General features: G+C 67.4%; 12 protein-coding genes. 7 read left to right on the top strand and 5 right to left on the bottom strand.

What is annotated here, in order from left to right; all coding sequences use genetic code 11:
• Positions 1–3: 3 nt before the first annotated feature.
• From IEV67_RS14760 to holA, 5 genes are all read left to right on the top strand, one after another.
• Positions 4–1,410 (top strand): anthranilate synthase component I family protein, encoded by a 1,407-nt coding sequence (locus IEV67_RS14760; protein ID WP_229703167.1) that lies wholly within the window; start codon positions 4–6, stop codon positions 1,408–1,410.
• A gap of 40 nt (positions 1,411–1,450) precedes the next feature.
• Positions 1,451–4,069, top strand: a complete 2,619-nt coding sequence (gene leuS / locus IEV67_RS14755; protein WP_188437342.1) for a leucine--tRNA ligase — start codon at positions 1,451–1,453, stop codon at positions 4,067–4,069.
• 218 nt (positions 4,070–4,287) lie between these two features.
• The gene (locus IEV67_RS14750; RefSeq protein WP_229703166.1) at positions 4,288–4,908 is read left to right on the top strand and encodes a ComEA family DNA-binding protein; all 621 of its coding nucleotides are present in this window, start codon (positions 4,288–4,290) and stop codon (positions 4,906–4,908) included.
• Positions 4,905–7,355 carry a ComEC/Rec2 family competence protein gene (locus IEV67_RS14745; RefSeq protein ID WP_229703165.1) on the top strand — a complete coding sequence of 817 codons (2,451 nt, stop codon included), beginning with the start codon at positions 4,905–4,907 and terminating at the stop codon, positions 7,353–7,355. Before IEV67_RS14750 ends, IEV67_RS14745 begins: the two co-directional genes overlap by 4 nt.
• A 9-nt stretch (positions 7,356–7,364) precedes the next feature.
• A complete protein-coding gene (holA, locus tag IEV67_RS14740; protein WP_188437341.1) occupies positions 7,365–8,417 on the top strand; it encodes a DNA polymerase III subunit delta in 1,053 nt (350 codons plus the stop codon).
• Between the two features lie 59 nt (positions 8,418–8,476).
• Here the strand turns inward: holA and rpsT are convergent, their stop codons facing one another.
• Positions 8,477–8,737 (bottom strand): 30S ribosomal protein S20, encoded by a 261-nt coding sequence (rpsT, locus tag IEV67_RS14735; RefSeq protein ID WP_188437340.1) that lies wholly within the window; start codon positions 8,735–8,737, stop codon positions 8,477–8,479.
• Between the two features lie 199 nt (positions 8,738–8,936).
• On the opposite strand from rpsT, the gene IEV67_RS14730 reads away from it, so the two are divergent.
• Together IEV67_RS14730 and IEV67_RS14725 are read left to right on the top strand one after the other, a co-directional pair.
• The gene (locus IEV67_RS14730) at positions 8,937–10,304 is read left to right on the top strand and encodes a GH1 family beta-glucosidase (protein WP_188437339.1); all 1,368 of its coding nucleotides are present in this window, start codon (positions 8,937–8,939) and stop codon (positions 10,302–10,304) included.
• Complete coding sequence (locus IEV67_RS14725; protein ID WP_188437338.1) at positions 10,301–11,587, top strand: MFS transporter; 1,287 nt, start codon at positions 10,301–10,303, stop codon at positions 11,585–11,587. The genes IEV67_RS14730 and IEV67_RS14725 overlap by 4 nt, the downstream gene beginning before the upstream one ends.
• Here IEV67_RS14725 and IEV67_RS14720 read toward each other — a convergent pair.
• The 4 genes from IEV67_RS14720 to IEV67_RS14705 all read right to left on the bottom strand — a co-directional run bounded on the left by IEV67_RS14720 (position 11,526) and on the right by IEV67_RS14705 (position 17,022).
• Positions 11,526–12,260 (bottom strand): alpha/beta fold hydrolase, encoded by a 735-nt coding sequence (locus IEV67_RS14720; protein ID WP_188437337.1) that lies wholly within the window; start codon positions 12,258–12,260, stop codon positions 11,526–11,528. The two genes, IEV67_RS14725 and IEV67_RS14720, sit on opposite strands and share 62 nt — an antisense overlap.
• Before the next feature lie 68 nt (positions 12,261–12,328).
• On the bottom strand, positions 12,329–14,035 hold the full coding sequence (locus IEV67_RS14715; protein ID WP_188437336.1) for an ABC transporter family substrate-binding protein: 1,707 nt from the start codon (positions 14,033–14,035) through the stop codon (positions 12,329–12,331).
• 132 nt (positions 14,036–14,167) lie between these two features.
• A complete protein-coding gene (locus IEV67_RS14710; protein ID WP_188437335.1) occupies positions 14,168–16,096 on the bottom strand; it encodes an ABC transporter ATP-binding protein in 1,929 nt (642 codons plus the stop codon).
• On the bottom strand, positions 16,093–17,022 hold the full coding sequence (locus tag IEV67_RS14705; protein WP_229703163.1) for an ABC transporter permease: 930 nt from the start codon (positions 17,020–17,022) through the stop codon (positions 16,093–16,095). Before IEV67_RS14705 ends, IEV67_RS14710 begins: the two co-directional genes overlap by 4 nt.

Below are 17,022 nucleotides of genomic sequence, written 5' to 3'. Positions count from 1 at the left end.
AGGGTGACGCGCCACCCTCCGCTCGAGCTTCGCCGTACGGCCGCATCCGTGGACGCCGAGGCGCTGTTCCGGACGCTCGCGGCGGGGTACGAGGACGTCTTCTGGTTGGATGCCGGAGCCGAGGCTGCACAGGGCTGGAGCGTGCTCGGGGTGGGGGAGCGCGACGCTCGCGGCCCGGGGGATGTGCGGCTCGACTCCGTCGCCGATGCCGTTGCGGGCGAGCCGCCCTTCAGAGGTGGCTGGGTCGGGTGGTTGGACTACGAGTCGGGTGCGACCGTGGCCGGGGCGCCTGCCGCGCCCTCGGAGGGCGGGCCGGCCTGGCTGCGAGTGACCTCAGCCGTGGCCATCGATCACGCGACTGGCGCGGTCTGGGAGCTGGGAGAGAGCCTGGCGGCCCCTCTCGGGTCGTTGAGCGAGCGGAGTGCCCCCCGCGGGTCGTTGAGCGAGCGGAGGAACCCCCGCGGGTCGTTGAGCGAGCGGAGCGAGACGAAACGCGTTGAGCGACACTTCGACTCGCTGTCGCTCGCTCAGCACGGGTCTCCGCGAGTCGAAGCGACCCTCCACCGCACAGCATCCGCCCGCCACACCCCAGACGAGTACGCCACCCTCATCCAGCGCTGCCGTGACGCCATCCGTGCGGGGACCGCGTATCAGCTGTGCCTCACCACCCGGTTCGAGGTCGACGGACCGCACGACGAGATCGAGACGTACCTGCGGTTGCGGTCGGCGACGCCCGCGCACCACGGCGGATTCGTGCGGATCGCGGGCAGAGCCCTCCTCAGTGCGAGTCCAGAGACGCTCCTGCACGCATCCGGCGGTCGCATCCGCACCCGGCCCATCAAGGGCACACGTCCGCGCGGCGCCGATCCGGCCTCCGATGCCGCGCTCGCCGCGGAGCTGCTCGCCAGCAACAAGGAGCGCGCCGAGAACGTCATGATCGTCGACCTCATGCGCAACGACCTCTCGCGCGTGTGCGTGCCCGGGAGTATCCGTGTCGACGGACTTTGGGAGATCGAGTCGTACCCGGCCGTGCACCAGCTCGTCAGCACCGTGAGCGGGCAGGCCGCCTCCGGCCTCACCGTTCGGCGACTGTGGGACGCCGCCTTCCCGGCCGGCAGCATGACCGGCGCTCCCAAGCTCTCCGCGATGACGCTGCTGCACGAGCTGGAGGGCGGCGCGGCCCGCGGCGTGTACAGCGGCTGCTTCGGCTACGTCGGAGTGGACGGCGCACTGGACCTGGCGATGGTGATCCGCAGCATCCTGATCGACGGCGAACACGCCGTGATCGGCGCCGGAGGCGGAATCACGTGGGGCTCCGTGGCAGCGGCCGAAGTCGAGGAGGTGGCGACCAAGGCGAGGGCGCCGCTGGCTGCGCTGGGCGCGGATATCCCGGAAGCCTGGCGCTCGTAGGGATCCGATATCCTGGAAGTTCTTGACTTGTGCGGTTCGAATGAATCTGCGCAGTCCGCTTCCTGAGATTGGCCGTTCGTTGTCTGAATATCTGTCGTCCTCCACCGAGCCCGTCGACGAGTCGTCGTCGGCGCACGCCATCCAAGCCAAATGGCAGAAGTACTGGGCGGATGACGAGACGTTCCTCGCAGGAGGCGCGGCAGACAGCCGGCCGCGCAAGTACGTGCTGGCGATGTTCCCGTATCCCTCCGGCGACCTGCACATGGGGCACGCCGAGAACTACCTCTACTCCGACATCGTGGCGCGCTTCTGGCGTCACCGTGGGCACAACGTGCTCAACCCGATCGGCTGGGATTCGTTCGGACTGCCGGCCGAGAACGCCGCCATCCGCCGCGGTGCCGACCCGCGGGAGTGGACGTACCAGAACATCGCCCAGCAGAAGGAGGGCTTCAAGGCCTACGGCGTCTCGTTCGACTGGACGCGCGAGCTGCACACCTCCGACCCCGAGTACTACCAGTGGAACCAGTGGCTGTTCCTCAAGCTGCACGAGCGGGGCCTGGCGTACCGCAAGAAGAGCCCGGTCAACTGGTGCCCGAACGACCAGACCGTGCTCGCGAACGAGCAGGTCGTCGACGGACGCTGTGAGCGCTGCGGCGCCGAGGTCATCAAGAAGAAGCTGACGCAGTGGTACTTCAAGATCACCGACTACGCAGATCGTCTGCTGGATGATCTGAACCAGCTCGAGGGATCGTGGCCGCACAAGGTGCTGCAGATGCAGCGCAACTGGATCGGCCGATCCATCGGTGCGGACGTCGACTTCGCGATCGAGGGCCGCGAAGAGCCGGTGACGGTGTTCTCCACGCGCCCCGACACTCTGCACGGTGCGACGTTCTTCGTCGTGGCGCCGGATGCCGAGCTCGCCTCAGAGCTGGTGGCGGATGCTCCGGCCGATGTGCGCGAGCGCTTCGCGGAGTATCTGGCGAAGGTGCAGAAGACCACCGACATCGATCGGCAGGCCACTGACCGGCCGAAGACCGGCGTGTTCCTGGAGCGCTACGCGATCAACCCCGTCAACGGCGAGAAGCTGCCGATCTGGGCTGCCGACTACGTGCTGGCCGACTACGGTCACGGGGCCGTGATGGCGGTTCCCGCCCACGATCAGCGCGACCTCGACTTCGCGCGCGCCTTCGACCTGCCGGTCAAGGTCGTCGTCGACACGACGGCGCCGATCACCGGCGCCATGCCTGTGATCGAGGTCGATGAGGAGGGCGTGCCGATCGACACGCTGCCCAGCCTCGACGACCATCATCCGTCCGTGACCGGAATCGCTCTGGGTGGCGACGGACGCATGATCAACTCGGGCGACCTGAACGGTCTCTCCAAGCGCAACGCCGTCGCACGTGCGATTGAGCAGCTGACCGCGAATGGCACCGGGCGTGCCGCGAAGAACTATCGCCTGCGCGACTGGCTGATCTCGCGCCAGCGGTTCTGGGGCACGCCGATCCCGATGCTGCACGCCGAAGACGGCAGGATCATCCCCGTCGCCGAGGACCAGCTGCCAGTGAAGCTGCCGAGCGTCGAGGGTCTCGATCTCTCCCCGAAGGGCGCGTCGCCGCTCGGCGCCGCCGAGTCGTGGGTGCGCACGGTCGACCCCGCGAGCGGAGACCCGGTGCTGCGCGACCCGGACACCATGGACACGTTCGTGGACAGCTCCTGGTACTTCCTGCGTTTCCTCTCGCCGAACAGCGATCAGTTCGCGTTCGACCCGAAGGAAGCCGCCCGCTGGGCACCGGTCGACTCGTACATCGGCGGGGTCGAACACGCGATCCTGCACCTGCTGTACGCGCGTTTCATCACCAAGGTGCTCTTCGACATCGGCCTGATCGACTTCACCGAGCCGTTCAGCAGCCTGATCAACCAGGGCATGGTCATCCTCGACGGCGCGAAGATGTCGAAGAGCAAGGGCAACCTCGTGCTCTTCCAGGAGGAGCTCGACAAGTTCGGCGCCGACGCACTGCGCGTTGGTCTCGCATTCGCCGGTCCTGTGGAGGACGACAAGGACTGGGCCGACGTCTCGATGACAGGCGCCCAGAAGTTCCTCGCGCGTGCGCTGCGCCTGAGCCACGACGTCGCGAGCCCCGTCGATGTGCTGTTCAAGGGTGGGGATGCCGCGTTGCGTCGCGGTACGCACCGCCTGCTCGCCGACGCTCCGTCGCTCGTCGAGCACACCAAGTTCAACGTGCTCGTCGCGCGTCTCATGGAGCTTGTGAACCTCACCCGCAAGACGATCGATTCCGGTGCCGGCGCTGCGGATCCTGCCGTGCGCGAGGCCACCGAGACGATCGCGGTGATGCTCGATCTCATCGCTCCGCACACCGCGGAGGAGATGTGGGAGATCCTCGGGCACGAGCCCTCTGTCGGACTGGTCGCCTGGCGTCAGGCAGATCCGGCGCTGCTCGTGGAGGACTCGGTCACCGCGGTCGTGCAGATCGGCGGCAAGGTGCGCGCGCAGCTCGAGGTGCCGGCCCGCATCAGCGAGGCCGACCTCGAGGCGCTCGCGCGCGCTGACGAACGCGTCATCCGTGCACTCGGCGACAAGGAGATCGTGCGGGTCATCGTGCGTGCTCCCAAGATCGTGAGCTTCGCCGTCAAGGGCTGAGGCGCCGATTTCGTCACGGCGGTGCTCGTTCGAGACGCTGAAAGGAGCTTTTTGTCGGTTATGGGCGCTCATAACCGGCGGAAAGCTCCTTTCGTCACTCCGACGACGTCGCCAGTCGTGTGTGCAGTCTCTCTGCACCGGCGTGGACCGGCGTGACTTGTCCACGGATATCGGGATTCCGGCATCCGCGCGTGCACCCAGCCGCCTAGCGTGGGCGGGTGCCAGCGACTGAGAAGGAGTCCGCGCCCTCGAAGGCCTCTGCGCCCGCGGCGCGCTCCCGGCTACGACTGAGCGTCGGCGCGGCCGTCGTGCTCGGACTCGTCGTGCTGTCCGCCGCGGTCGGACTCGGCATCATGCGCGGACAGGCGCAGCCGGTGCAGACCGTGCCACTGGCGGAGACATCGGACGACGTCGCGGTCGCCGGCGAACTGTATGTGCATGTGCTCGGCCAGGTCGAGCACCCCGGGCTCTACATGCTGGAGGTCGATGCACGTGTCGTCGACGCCCTCGCTGCGGCAGGGGGGACCCTCGACGATGCCGATCTTCAGTCCGTCAACCTCGCGCGGCCGCTCAGTGACGGCGAACAGCTGATCGTGCCAGTGGTCGGCGCGGCCGGGGACGACAGCGCGACGACGCCCCAGGGCGACGGCCTGATCGACTTGAACAACGCCGATCAGGCGGCCCTCGAGACCCTCCCGCGCATCGGACCGGCATTGGCGCAGCGGATCATCGAATGGCGCGACACGAACGGCCGCTTCCAGTCGGTTGACGACCTGCTCGCCGTTCCGGGCATCGGCGAGAAGCTGCTCGCCGGGCTCGCGGAACTGGTGCGGGTGTGAGCGCCGGCATCCGTGCGCGCGACCTGCGTCTCGTGCCGGTCGCGGCCGTCGTATGGGCTGCGGCGCTGCTGTGCGCATTCCTCCCCGGCGTCGCGTGGTGGTGCGCGGCCGGCGGCGGGCTGGTCGGTGCAGCGGCAGTGGGGATGCTGGTGCGCGGGCGTGTTCGTGCAGATGCGCAGCAGCGGACAGCCGACGACTCGCGATCACATGGGGCAGCGAGGGCGCGAGGAGGCCTGTTCGCGGTCGTGGCTCTTGCGGCGGCTGCGGTCGCCATGACGGCGGGCTTCGCGATGCCTCAACGCACGGCGGCGGCAGAACTGGACGGCCGCGTGATCGACGTGTACGCGGAGATATCGTCGTCATCCACTGTCGGGAGCGACGGGCGACTGTGGTTCGATGCGCAGACGAGTCATGCCGGGATCCCGAGCCGTCCCGATCCGCTGAACGTGCCGATCCGCACCGGCGTGGAGCGGGTTGCCGGGTTGGACCTCGGCACCGTCATCCGGGTCACCGGACAGGTCATGGTGACGGATCCGGGAGAGCGCGCGGCGCTCGTGATGTTCGGAACCGAGGTGGAGATCGTCGCTCCGGCGCAAGGAGTGTTCGCGGTCGCGGCTCAGGTGCGGGAGGACTTCGTCGAGCGTGCCGTTCGGTTGCCGGAGCCGGGTGCCGGGCTGCTGCCAGGACTCGCGGTCGGCGACACCCGCGCCGTGACGCAGGAACTCGACGACGCCATGCTCGCCTCGGGCCTCAGCCACCTCACGGCGGTCAGCGGGGCGAACTGCGCGATCGTGGTCGGTGCGGTGTTCTGGCTCGTCGCACTCTGCGGCGGCGGCCGGACGCTCAGGGTCGTCATCGCGCTCACCGCTCTCGCGGCCTTCGTCGTGCTCGTCACGCCGGAGCCGAGCGTGATCAGAGCCGCGGTGATGGCTGCCATCGCGATGCTGACGGTGCTCTGCGGCCGACCCAGCGCAGGGGTCGGCGTGCTGTGCCTCGCCGTGGCCGGCATCCTCATCGCCGACCCGTGGCTGTCCGCGACGCCGGGCTTCGCCCTGTCCGCGGCCGCCACGGCAGCGCTCATCGTGGTCGCACCGCCGCTCGCGCGCGGCCTCGCCAGGTGGATGCCGCATCCGCTCGCGCTGGCCATCGCGATTCCGCTCTCCGCTCAACTGGTCTGCGGGCCGATCATCGCCCTGTTCTCGGAGCAGCAGTCGATCGTCGCGATCGTGGCGAACATGATCGCCGATCCGGCGGCCCCCATCGCGACTGTGATCGGGCTGCTCGCGTGCCTGGCCGCTCCGATCCCGCCGCTGGCGGATCTGCTCGCCGCATGCGCGTGGCTGCCGGCGGCGTGGATCTCGACGACCGCGACGGTGTCGGCGGGCCTGCCGGGCGCGCAGGTGGCTGTGATCCCCGGCATTGCGGCGGCGCTGCTGGTGGCGGTGCTGAGCGCCTCGATCGGCGTGGTCCTCAGCGTCGACGGGATCGCCGCACGACGCGGCGTGCGCGGCATCTCGGTCGTCGTGCTCGTCGTCGCGGGCGCACTCGTCGGCGCGCGGATGCTGCTCACTGGGCCACTCGTGGGCACGACGGTGCCGGAAGCCTGGGCGATCGCTGCCTGCGACGTGGGCCAGGGAGACGCGCTGGTCGTTCGCTCGGAGCAGCAGGTGGCGCTGATCGACACCGGGATGGAGACCGAACCGCTGTCGACATGCCTGAGCGCACTCGGAATCAACAGGGTCGACCTCCTGGTGCTGACGCATTTCGACGCGGATCATGTGGGTGCTGCGGCGTCGGTGGTCGGGCGCGTCGGCACAGTGCTGCACGGTCCGGTCGGCTCGCCGGAGGACACCCGTCTGCTGGGTGAGCTGGAGGCCGGCGGCGCAGTGCTCATCGATGCGTCGACGGGCATGCACGGCACGCTGGGTGAGGCATCGTGGAAGGTGCTCTGGCCGCGGAAGGACTCCGCCGCGTTCCAGGCAGGCAACGACGCCAGCGTGGTGCTCGAGTTCGACGGGGGAGACGTGCCGCGCTCGCTCTTCCTCGGCGACCTCTCGGCCACGCCTCAGAGGATGCTGCGCGACCAGCTGCGCGGCTCGTACGCGGTGGTGAAGGTCGCGCATCACGGCAGCGCCGATCAGGACACCGGGCTGTACGACCTCCTGCGGCCTGCTGCGGCGATCTTCAGCGCCGGGGTGGACAACGACTACGGTCATCCTCGAGCGGAGACGCTGGCGCTGCTGGAGGCTGCGGGTGCCGTCGCGCTGCGCACCGACCAGCAGGGCAGGATTCTGATCGGCATGGACGCAGGTGAGCTCGTGCTGTGGACTGAGCGCGCTGCCGAGCCCGCGCCGGCCGGCGAGCCCGACGACTCCGGCGAGCCCGACGAGTCCGGCGGTCCCATCGAACCCCCTGACGACCCGGGCGGTGTCGAAGACCCCCGGTAAGCTCGGATCATGGCAGCTCCTCGTTCCTCAGCCCGTGGCGGCGCCGCTCGTACGGGTACCAAGGCGACGAAGATCCCGCAGGTGTCGTGGCGCGACCCGCGGCCGGCGCCGCTCGTACTGGTGTTCGGCCCCGAAGAGGTCTGCGCCGAGCGTGCGATCGCCGGTATCCGCGACTATCTGCGCGCCGAAGACCCTGCGCTCGAGATCAGCGATGTGCGCGCGGACGACTACGCCCCCGGAACCCTGCTCTCACTCACCTCGCCCTCGCTGTTCGGTGAGCCGAGGCTCGTCCGCGTCTCCGGCGTGGAGAAGTGCTCCGATGCCTTCCTGAACGAGGCCGTGTCGTACCTGAACAACCCGCAGGAGGGTGCGACCGTGCTGCTGCGGCACACGGGCGCGAGCGTGCGCGCCAAGAAGCTGCTCGACGCGCTGCGGGCCGGAACCGGCGGGGGTATCGAGATCCCCTGCCTCGCGGTGAAGCGCGACGCCGATCGTGTCGATTTCGCGGCGGGGGAGTTCGCAGCGGCGAAGAAGCGCATCGCCCCGGCGGCGCTCAGGGCTCTCGTCTCGGCGTTCGCCGATGACCTCACCGAACTCGCGGCAGCGTGCCAGCAGCTGATCCGCGACGTCGACGGCGACATCGCCGAAGAGACGGTGACCAAGTACTACGGTGGCCGAGTCGAGGTCTCGGCGTTCGTCGTCGCCGACACGGCGATCTCCGGCCGCTATGGCGAAGCTCTCATCGCACTGCGGCACGCACTCGACTCCGGAGCCGACCCCGTTCCGATGGTCGCGGCGTTCGCCATGAAGCTGCGGACCATGGCACGAGTGGCCGGTCAGCGTGAGCCCAGCCGAAGCCTGGCCCAGCGTCTGGGCATGAAGGACTGGCAGGTCGATCGGGCAAGACGTGACCTCAACGGGTGGAACGAGCGCTCATTGGGCCTCGCGATCCAGGCGACCGCACGGGCGGATGCCGAGGTCAAGGGCGCTGCGCGCGATCCGATCTTCGCGCTGGAGCGCATGGTGACGGTCATCGCCACTCGTGCGCCGTTCGGGGAATAGGGACCCAGCAAACAAAAGAACCCGCCCCAGCGGGACGGGTTCTTTCAGAAGTTCTCAGCTCAGAGAGCGGCGACCTGCTTGGCGATCGACGACTTGCGGTTCGCTGCCTGGTTCTCGTGCAGCACGCCCTTGCTGACGGCCTTGTCGAGCTTCTTCGACGCGACCTTCAGCGCTGCCTGAGCAGCGGCCTTGTCGCCCTTGGCGATGGCCTCGCGGGTACCGCGGACGAGGGTCTTGAGTTCGCTCTTGACGGCCTTGTTGCGCGCCGTAGCCTTCTCGTTGGTCTTGTTGCGCTTGATCTGCGACTTGATGTTTGCCACGCGTGGAAACTTTCGTTCAGGGATGGATGGGATGTGCCGTGAGCAGGAAGAGGGCTGCTGTCAGGCGATCGTGAGGGAAGAACCCACACGCAAGCCAAGAACCAACTCTACCAGGTCTGGCAGGAATCCATCGCGCGGCACTGTCGCAGAGCCCTGTGCATGCGGCAAGCTGAGCGCTATCGACCCGAAGGAGTCATCCATGGCGGATGCGACGGCCCGAACCTTCCCCGTGCCGACAGGACTGCGCTGGTCCGCGGCCACTGCGGCTTTCCAGGTCGAGGGAGCCCGCCGCGCAGACGGACGCGGGCGGTCCATCTGGGATGACTTCGTCGACACCGGCCGGCTCGTCAAGGACCGCTCGACAGCAGAGCCCGGGCCGGACAGCTACCACCGCAGCGCCGAGGACATCGCGCTGCTGCATGGCCTCGGCGTCGACAGATACCGCTTCTCGATCTCGTGGGTGCGCGTGCAGCCGGACGGCCGAGGGGCCGCCCAGCCCGCCGGCCTGGCCTATTACGACCGGCTGGTCGACGGGCTTCTCGATGCGGGGATCGTGCCGTTTCCCACGCTGTATCACTGGGATCTGCCCTCGCCGCTGGAAGTCGGTGGCGGGTGGCTCGAGAGAGACACCGCCCTGCGGTTCGCCGAGTACGCCGAGATCGTGGGAGCAGCCCTCGGCGATCGCGTGAAGAACTGGTACACGATCAACGAGCCCGTCTCGACGTCATTGCAGGGCTACGCCATCGGCGAGCTCGCGCCAGGTCGGCAACTGCTGTTCGACTCGCTGCCCACCGTGCACCATCAGCTGCTCGCGCACGGGCGCGCGGCCGCGATCCTGCGTGGCTACGGCGCGACAGCGGTCGGGATCGTGAACAACCACACGTGGGTGCAGCCTGCGACAGACTCTGAGGCCGACCAGATCGCCGCCCACGTGTACGACCTGATCCATAACCGGCTGTTCGCCGATCCTGTGCTGACCGGCGCGTACCCCGATGTCGCGGCACTCGGCATCGAGATGCCCGTGCAGGACGGCGACATGGAACTGATCTCGACAGCATCCGAGTTCTACGGCGTGAACTTCTACAACCCCACGACGATCGCGGCAGCCCCGGAAGGTGCGCCCGTCCCATTCGTGCAGGTCCCGACGCCCGGTGTCGCGCATACCGGGTTCGGGGAACTGTGGGGGATCCAGCCGCATGCGCTCACCGCGTTCCTCACGGATGCCGCGCGTCGCTACGGCGATCGTCTGCCTCCCATCGTCATCGGCGAGAACGGTGCATCCTTCCCCGAGCCCGATGAGGTCAGCGGGCCGCTGGACGACAGCCGGAGGATCGACTATCTCGCGTCTCATATCGGCGCCGTGGCGGATGCTGTCGCCCAGGGCGTCCGCGTCGACGAGTACACGGTGTGGAGCCTGCTCGACAACTTCGAATGGGCGGACGGCTTCACGCAGCGCTTCGGCCTCGTGCATGTGGACCAGCGGATGTCGAAGCGCACACCCAAGGCGTCCTACGAGTGGTATCGCGCGCTGATCGCCGAGACGAAGTCTGCGCAGGCGCGAGCATGAAGTCGCTGATGCCGCGCGACGGTCGTGTCGGCGGCGGATGGCTCACCCTGTTCGCGGTCGCCTGGCTGGCGGTGTGGACCGTGCAGCTCACGCCGGTGCAGCTTCTGCTTCCGCTGCAGCTGGACACGCCGGGCGGTCAGAACGACTGGATCACCGGCGTCGTCTGGTCTGGGCTCATCCTGTCGGTCGGCGGCATCGCCGGAGTGATCGCTGGGCCGCTCGCCGGCATGCTCTCGGATCGCACGCGCTCTCGCTGGGGGAGACGTCGCCCATGGGCGATCGGCGGTTCGGCGCTGACGGCCGCGTCCCTGCTGCTCACCGGTGCGGCGACCGAGCCGCTGGCCGTAGGGGCGGCCTGGATCGGCGTATCCGTCGGCATCGCCGTCGTCTCCGCGGCGCTGACCGCGATGATCGCCGATCAGGTGTTCGCACAGCGGGGCACGGCATCCGCCTTCGTGAGCTCGGCGCAGGCGGTCGGAATCGTCGTCGGAGTCGGCGCGGTCGTGCTGCTCGGACTCGGGATAGGTGCGAGCTATGCCGTTCTGGCGGTCTTCATCCTGGTGGTCGGGGTCGGCACTGCAGTGCTGCTGCCGGATCCGCCGGCGAGCTGGGAGCATCCGCCCGCAGAACGCCCACAGCATGCGACCACGCACAGGGACTGGCGCGAGCGTCTGGGAGTCCTGCGCGACCGCAATTTCATGTGGGTGCTCGCCAGCCGTCTCACGGTGAACATCGGCAATGCACTGGGAACGGCGCTGCTGCTGTTCTTCCTGCTCTACGGCGTCGGCTCGCCGGCTGCCACGGCAGAAGACGATCTGCTCGTGCTGATCGTGATCTACACGATCTTCGTGGTCGCGGCATCCCTCGTCGCCGGCTCGCTCTCCGACCGCACAGGACGGCGCAAGCCGATCGTCATCGTCGCCGCCCTCGTGCAGGCGCTGTCCGCCGTCATGATCCTCGTCTCGCCGACTTTCGTCGGCACCGCCATCGCCGCGGGCGTCATGGGAGTCGGATACGGCGCGTACATGGCGGTGAGCCTCGCTCTCGCCACGGATCTGCTGCCGCGGGTCGAAGATCACGCGCGCGATCTCGGCATCGTCAACGTGTCCGCCAGTCTCGGTCAGCTTCTCGGGCCGCTGCTCGGAGCCGGGCTCGTGGCGCTCGTCGGCGGGTTCTGGCTGCTCTTCCTCGTCGCGGGCGTCCTGTCGGTGATCGGCGCGGTCATGACGGTTGCAGTGCACCCTGCTCGAGTGTCGCGACAGCCACATCCAGCAGTGCGTTGAACACGCGAGGTCGCATCGCCGTGATCAGGTGCGAGGTGCGCGGTACGACGATGAGTTCGGAGTGCGGCGTGAGCCGCCGGAACAGCAGCTCCTGAGGACGCAGCTGGTCGAACTGGCCGTTGATCCACCACAGCGGCATTCGAAGTCGATGCACGTCGGCGGCGAGGTCGAGCGCGGCGAGGCTCGCGAGGGCGATGTCCTGCGCGTCGAAGGCGTAACCGCCCGCGGCGAAGTCGCCTCTGGTCTCGTCGGGAAGCGTCGCCGCGAGCATCTTGGTGGTGAGCCACAGACCCTTGTCCGGAAGAGCATTGAACCTGCGCGCGAGGAACCGATAGGCGGCGAGCCCTGCACCGCGGGGGAAGGCGGTGCACGATGCGCCGATGAAGCCGGCGACCGGGGGTGGATCCTCCGCGCCGGCGTAGGCGATCGAGAGGAGCCCGCCCATCGAATGGCCGACCAGCAGGACAGGGCCTCGATCTGCGGCATCCCGCACGGCGCGATCGATCGTCGTCATCGCCGAATCCAGCACGAATGGCTCGGCCATGCGCGTCCCGTGACCAGGCAGGTCGACCGCTGTGGCTGTGATTCCGCGGTCGGCGAGATGCGCGAGTTGGGCGCGCCACATCGTGGCGGACGTGCGGATGCCGTGCACGAAGACGACCTGGATGCTCATGGCTACAGCATAGGAAAAGCGGGGCCGGTGGATGAACCACCGACCCCGCTTCATGTGTTGCGTGGTGCCTACTTCTCCCAGCCCACGTTCTCCACCGGCTGGACGCCGAAGCCGTCCAGGCCCACGTAGGGCTCAGGGGTGAGGTTCGCGAGACCGGTCTTGACGGCCGAGATCGACGGGCCGTTGTAGAGCGGGATGATGCCCCAGTCCTGGAAGATCTCCGCCTCGAGCTTCATCGCGGCAGCCGTCTGCTCTTCAGCAGTCGGGAGGGACTCGACCTCATCGTGGATGCGCTGGTCCATCTCCTCCGACTGGACGCCGGAGAGGTTCAGGCCCATGTCCATGCAGTACAGCTGGCAGAACCAGGCCGCACCGAACGGGTCCGACGAGGTGAACCGGAGCGAGGAGACGTCCCAGTTCATCGTGTTGTAGTCGTTCGAGAAGTCGGTCGACGGACGGATGTCGATCTGAAGGTCGATACCGACCTCCTTCATCTGCGCCTGAAGCGACTTCGCGATCGCTTCCTGCGTCGGGTCGTCGCTCCACACCGGGAAGACGACCGACAGCTTCTCGCCGTCCTTCTCGCGGATTCCGTCTTCGCCCTCGGTCCAGCCGGCCTCTTCGAGGAGAGCCTTGGAGTCGTCGGGGTTGTACTCCCAGCCCGCCTCGTCAAGCGCGTTGCTGTAGCCGGGCTGGAAGGGGAACAGCGTGAGGGAACCGGCCGGCTCCTCCTCGTAGTCCAGACCGTTCCAGGCGATCTGCTTCTGCTGATCGATGTTCACGGCCTTGAAGAACGCCTCGCGGACCTTGACGTCCTCGAACTGCGGCTTGGTGGAGTCGACCTGGAGCAGGGTGTTGGCGGTCTGCGTGGAACGGTAGATCGTGATGTCTTCCATGTCCTTGACCTGCTCGAGGCGGTCCTTGGTCGCGACACCGACGGAGTCGATCTCGTCGGCCTTGAACGCGTTGATCGAGGCTGCGGCGTCCATACCCTGGAAGGAGACGGTGTCGAGCAGCGGCTCTTCGCCCCACCACTCGGGGTTCGGAACGAACGAGACGTAGTCCGCGTTCGCGTCGAACTTGTCGATCGTGTACGGACCTGCACCCCACTCGGCGTGCGGGTTGTCGATCATGGCCTCGTTGAACGTGGTCGGGTCGGCCAGCGCCGGGTGGATGATGCCCGTCAGGAACGGCATCTCCGGCCAGGCGAACTCGCCGTCGAAGGTGACGATCGCGGTCTTCGCGGTGTCACCCTGCTCGACGGTCTTGATGGCCTTGTAGCCGTCGGTCGCGTTCGGGTTGAAGCCCTCTTCGGTCGAACGGTTGGCCTTCCACGTCGCGTCGATGGCGGTCCAGTCCATGTCGGTGCCGTCGTTCCAGTGCGCCTCATCCGTGAAGGTGAAGGTGATCTGGGTGTTGCCGTCGACCGTGTCGATCTTCCACTCATCGAGGTACGCGTCGTGCTTGTACGGAGTGCCGTCGTCCTTCTGGAGGAGGATCTGCGGCGTGTACCACGCGGCGACGCGAGCGGTGTCAGACGACGCGTCGCCGTTGAACGCGTTCAGCTGCTCGGGGATCTCGTTGATCGGGAAACGGGCTTCGCCGCCCGTCTGAAGGGCGTCGCGTTCCTGCGGGTTGTAATCCGAGGCTTTGGTCTCGACGGGCTCTCCGCCGCCGTCGCCACCGTCGTCACCGGTGCCGCTCGCGCAGCCCGCGAGGGCAAGTGCGAGGACGCCGCTGAATGCGATCGCCCCCATCAGCTTGTGCTGCTTCATGGTTCTCCTTCCGCCTTTCGGCGTGTCATACAGGGAAGAATAGTTCGGACGATCGCCGAATTCGCGTGGTCGCAGTGAATAGCGCGTAACTGTTATCGGACGGTGACCAGCCGTTACCGGCCGGAAACATGATCAGACCGTCGTGGCCTCCGCCTGCATGGTGTCCGGGTTGAACGTGAGGCGTTCGCGAGTGCGCTCGATGTCCGGATCCGGCACCGGGATAGCCGAGAGCAGCGCCTTGGTGTACGGATGCTGCGGGTTCTCGAAGATGTCATCGACATCGCCGTGCTCCACGAAGTCGCCGAGATACATCACGGCGACGCGGTCGGCGATGTGGCGTACGACGGAGAGATCGTGCGCGACGAACAGGTACGAGACGCCGAGTTTGACCTTGAGCTCGTCGAGCAGGTTGATCACACCGGCCTGGATCGACACGTCGAGGGCCGAGACGGGCTCGTCGAGGACGATGACCTTCGGATTCGTCGACAGAGCGCGGGCGATCCCGATGCGCTGACGCTGGCCACCGGAGAACGCGCCGGGGAAGCGATCGATGTGGGCGGGGTTGAGCCCGACCACGTCCATCAGCTCCGTGACGCGACGGTGCACCTCGTCCTTGGGCGTGCCGATGGCGCGCAGCGGCTCGGCGATGACGTCGGCCACGGTCATGCGCGGGTCGAGGGCACCCATCGGATCCTGGAAGACGATCTGGATGTCGCGACGGACCTTGCGCTCGATCGCGTGGCTGGTGATGTCGTTGACGCTCGTGCCGTTGATGATGATGTCGCCGTCGTGCTGCTTGACGAGATCCATGATCTGCAGCAGCGTCGTCGTCTTGCCGCTGCCGGACTCGCCGACGATGGCCATCGTCTCGCCCTCACGCACGTCGAAGCTCACGTTCTTGACCGCGTGCACCTCGCCGACCTTGCGCTTGAAGAATGCACCCTTCATGAGCGGGAACACCTTGTTCATGTTGCGCACATCGAGCGTGATCGGACGCTGCTCGCGGGGCGTGCGGGTCAGGTCGCTCTCGGGGATCTCCGGAACCGGGTACACGGGCAGGCCGCCGATCATCCCGTTCTCGTCGATCTCGTGCGCACGGATGCACGCTGCCTGGTGGGGGACACCGGTGAGCGAAGGCACGTCGACGAGGTCGGGCTCGCGCTGACGGCATGCATCCATCACGATGGGGCAGCGGTCGGCGAACGGGCACGCGTCCGGCAGGTTGATCAGCAGCGGCGGGTTGCCCTTGATCGGGATCAGCGGTTCCTTCTCGGCCTTGTCGACGCGGGGGATCGCGCCGAGCAGGCCGATGGAGTACGGCATCCGCGTGTTGTGGAACAGCTCGCCGACTTCAGCGTGCTCGATCGGCTTGCCGGCATACATGACCATGACGTCGTCTGCCAGGCGGGCGACGACACCCATGTCATGGGTGATCATGATGGTCGCGGCGCCCGTCTCGGCCTGCGCCTTCTCGATGAGGTCGAGGATCTGCGCCTGGATCGTCACATCGAGAGCTGTGGTGGGCTCGTCCGCGATGATCAGCTTCGGGTTGTTCGCCATCGCGATCGCGATGACCACGCGCTGGCGCATGCCGCCGGAGAACTCATGAGGGAAGCCCTTCATGCGCTTCTCCGGCTGCGTGATGCCGACGACACGCAGCAGCTCGATCGAGCGATCCCACGCCTCCTGCTTCGACATGCTGCGGTGCACCGTGAGCGCCTCGATCAGCTGGTCGCCGACCGTGAACACCGGCGTCAGCGAGGTCAGCGGATCCTGGAAGATCATCGCGATGCCGTTGCCGCGGATGACCGACATCTGCTTGTCGGACTTGCCGAGCAGCTCCTGGCCGTCGTAGATGATCGAGCCGGAGACGCGGGCGTTCTCGTCGAGAAGGCCCATGATCGCGAGCGAGGTGACGGACTTGCCCGAACCGGACTCGCCCACGATGCCGAGCGTCTTGCCCGCTTCGAGGTCGAAGGAGACACCGCGGACGGCGTCGACGCGCCCGGCTTCGGAGGGGAAGCTGACCGTGAGATCACGGACGGAGAGAACAGTGCTCATGCGCGGCCTCCTGCTGCTGAAGTGGGATCGAGTGCGTCACGCAGACCGTCGGCGACGAGCGCCATCGATACGGTCAGCAGAGTCAACGCCGCTGCGGGGAAGTAGAACAGCCACGGCGCGCTGGTGATGGTGTTGGCGCCGGAGCCGATCAGCGAGCCGAGCGACACATCAGGGATCTTGACGCCGAACCCGATGAACGAAAGCCCGGTCTCGGCCATGACCGCGCCGACGATGCCGAGGGTGAAGTTGATCACGAGCAGCGAGCCGATGTTCGGCAGCAGGTGACGGACGACGATCGTCATGCCGCGCACGCCCATGTAGCGGGCGGCGTGGATGTACTCGCGCTCACGCAGCGAGAGGGCGGTCGTCCAGATCACGCGAGCGGGGAAGTACCAGCCGACGACGAAGATCATGATCAGCGCGATCACGCGCCAGTCACCACCGGAGCGGTTCGACAGCAGCGAGAGGATGAGGAAGCTCGGGATCACCATCATGAAGTGGATGACGGTGAGGGTGATCTTCTCGGTCCAGCCGCCGAAGTACGCCGCCGCGGTGCCGACCAGGGCCGAGATGATCGTCGTGCCCACTGACACGGTCACGGCGATCATGAGCGAGCGCTGCAGACCGATCGCGACCTGAGCGAACGTGTCGTTGCCCGACGTGGTGGTGCCGAACCAGTGCTCGGCGGACGGCGGCGTGCCCAGGTTCAGGAAGTCGAGCTCGATATGGTCGTACTTCGCGATGAGCGGTGCGAAGATCGCGAACAGCACCAGCAACAAGAAGATGATGATGCCGCCGACGGCGGGCTTGTTGCGCATGAAACGCCGCGTGTAGAGCGTCCATTTCGACATCGCCTTGTTGCCGATCTTCTCGACGCGTGCGTGTGCGGGCGGGGCATCGACGGTGGGGTCGATCATTTCACTCAT

The organism is Microbacterium murale (assembly GCF_014635185.1).
GTDB classification, from domain to species: Bacteria; Actinomycetota; Actinomycetes; order Actinomycetales; family Microbacteriaceae; genus Microbacterium; species Microbacterium murale.
Note: the sequence above shows the minus strand (reverse complement) of the source record. Positions and strands in the feature narration are given on the sequence as shown.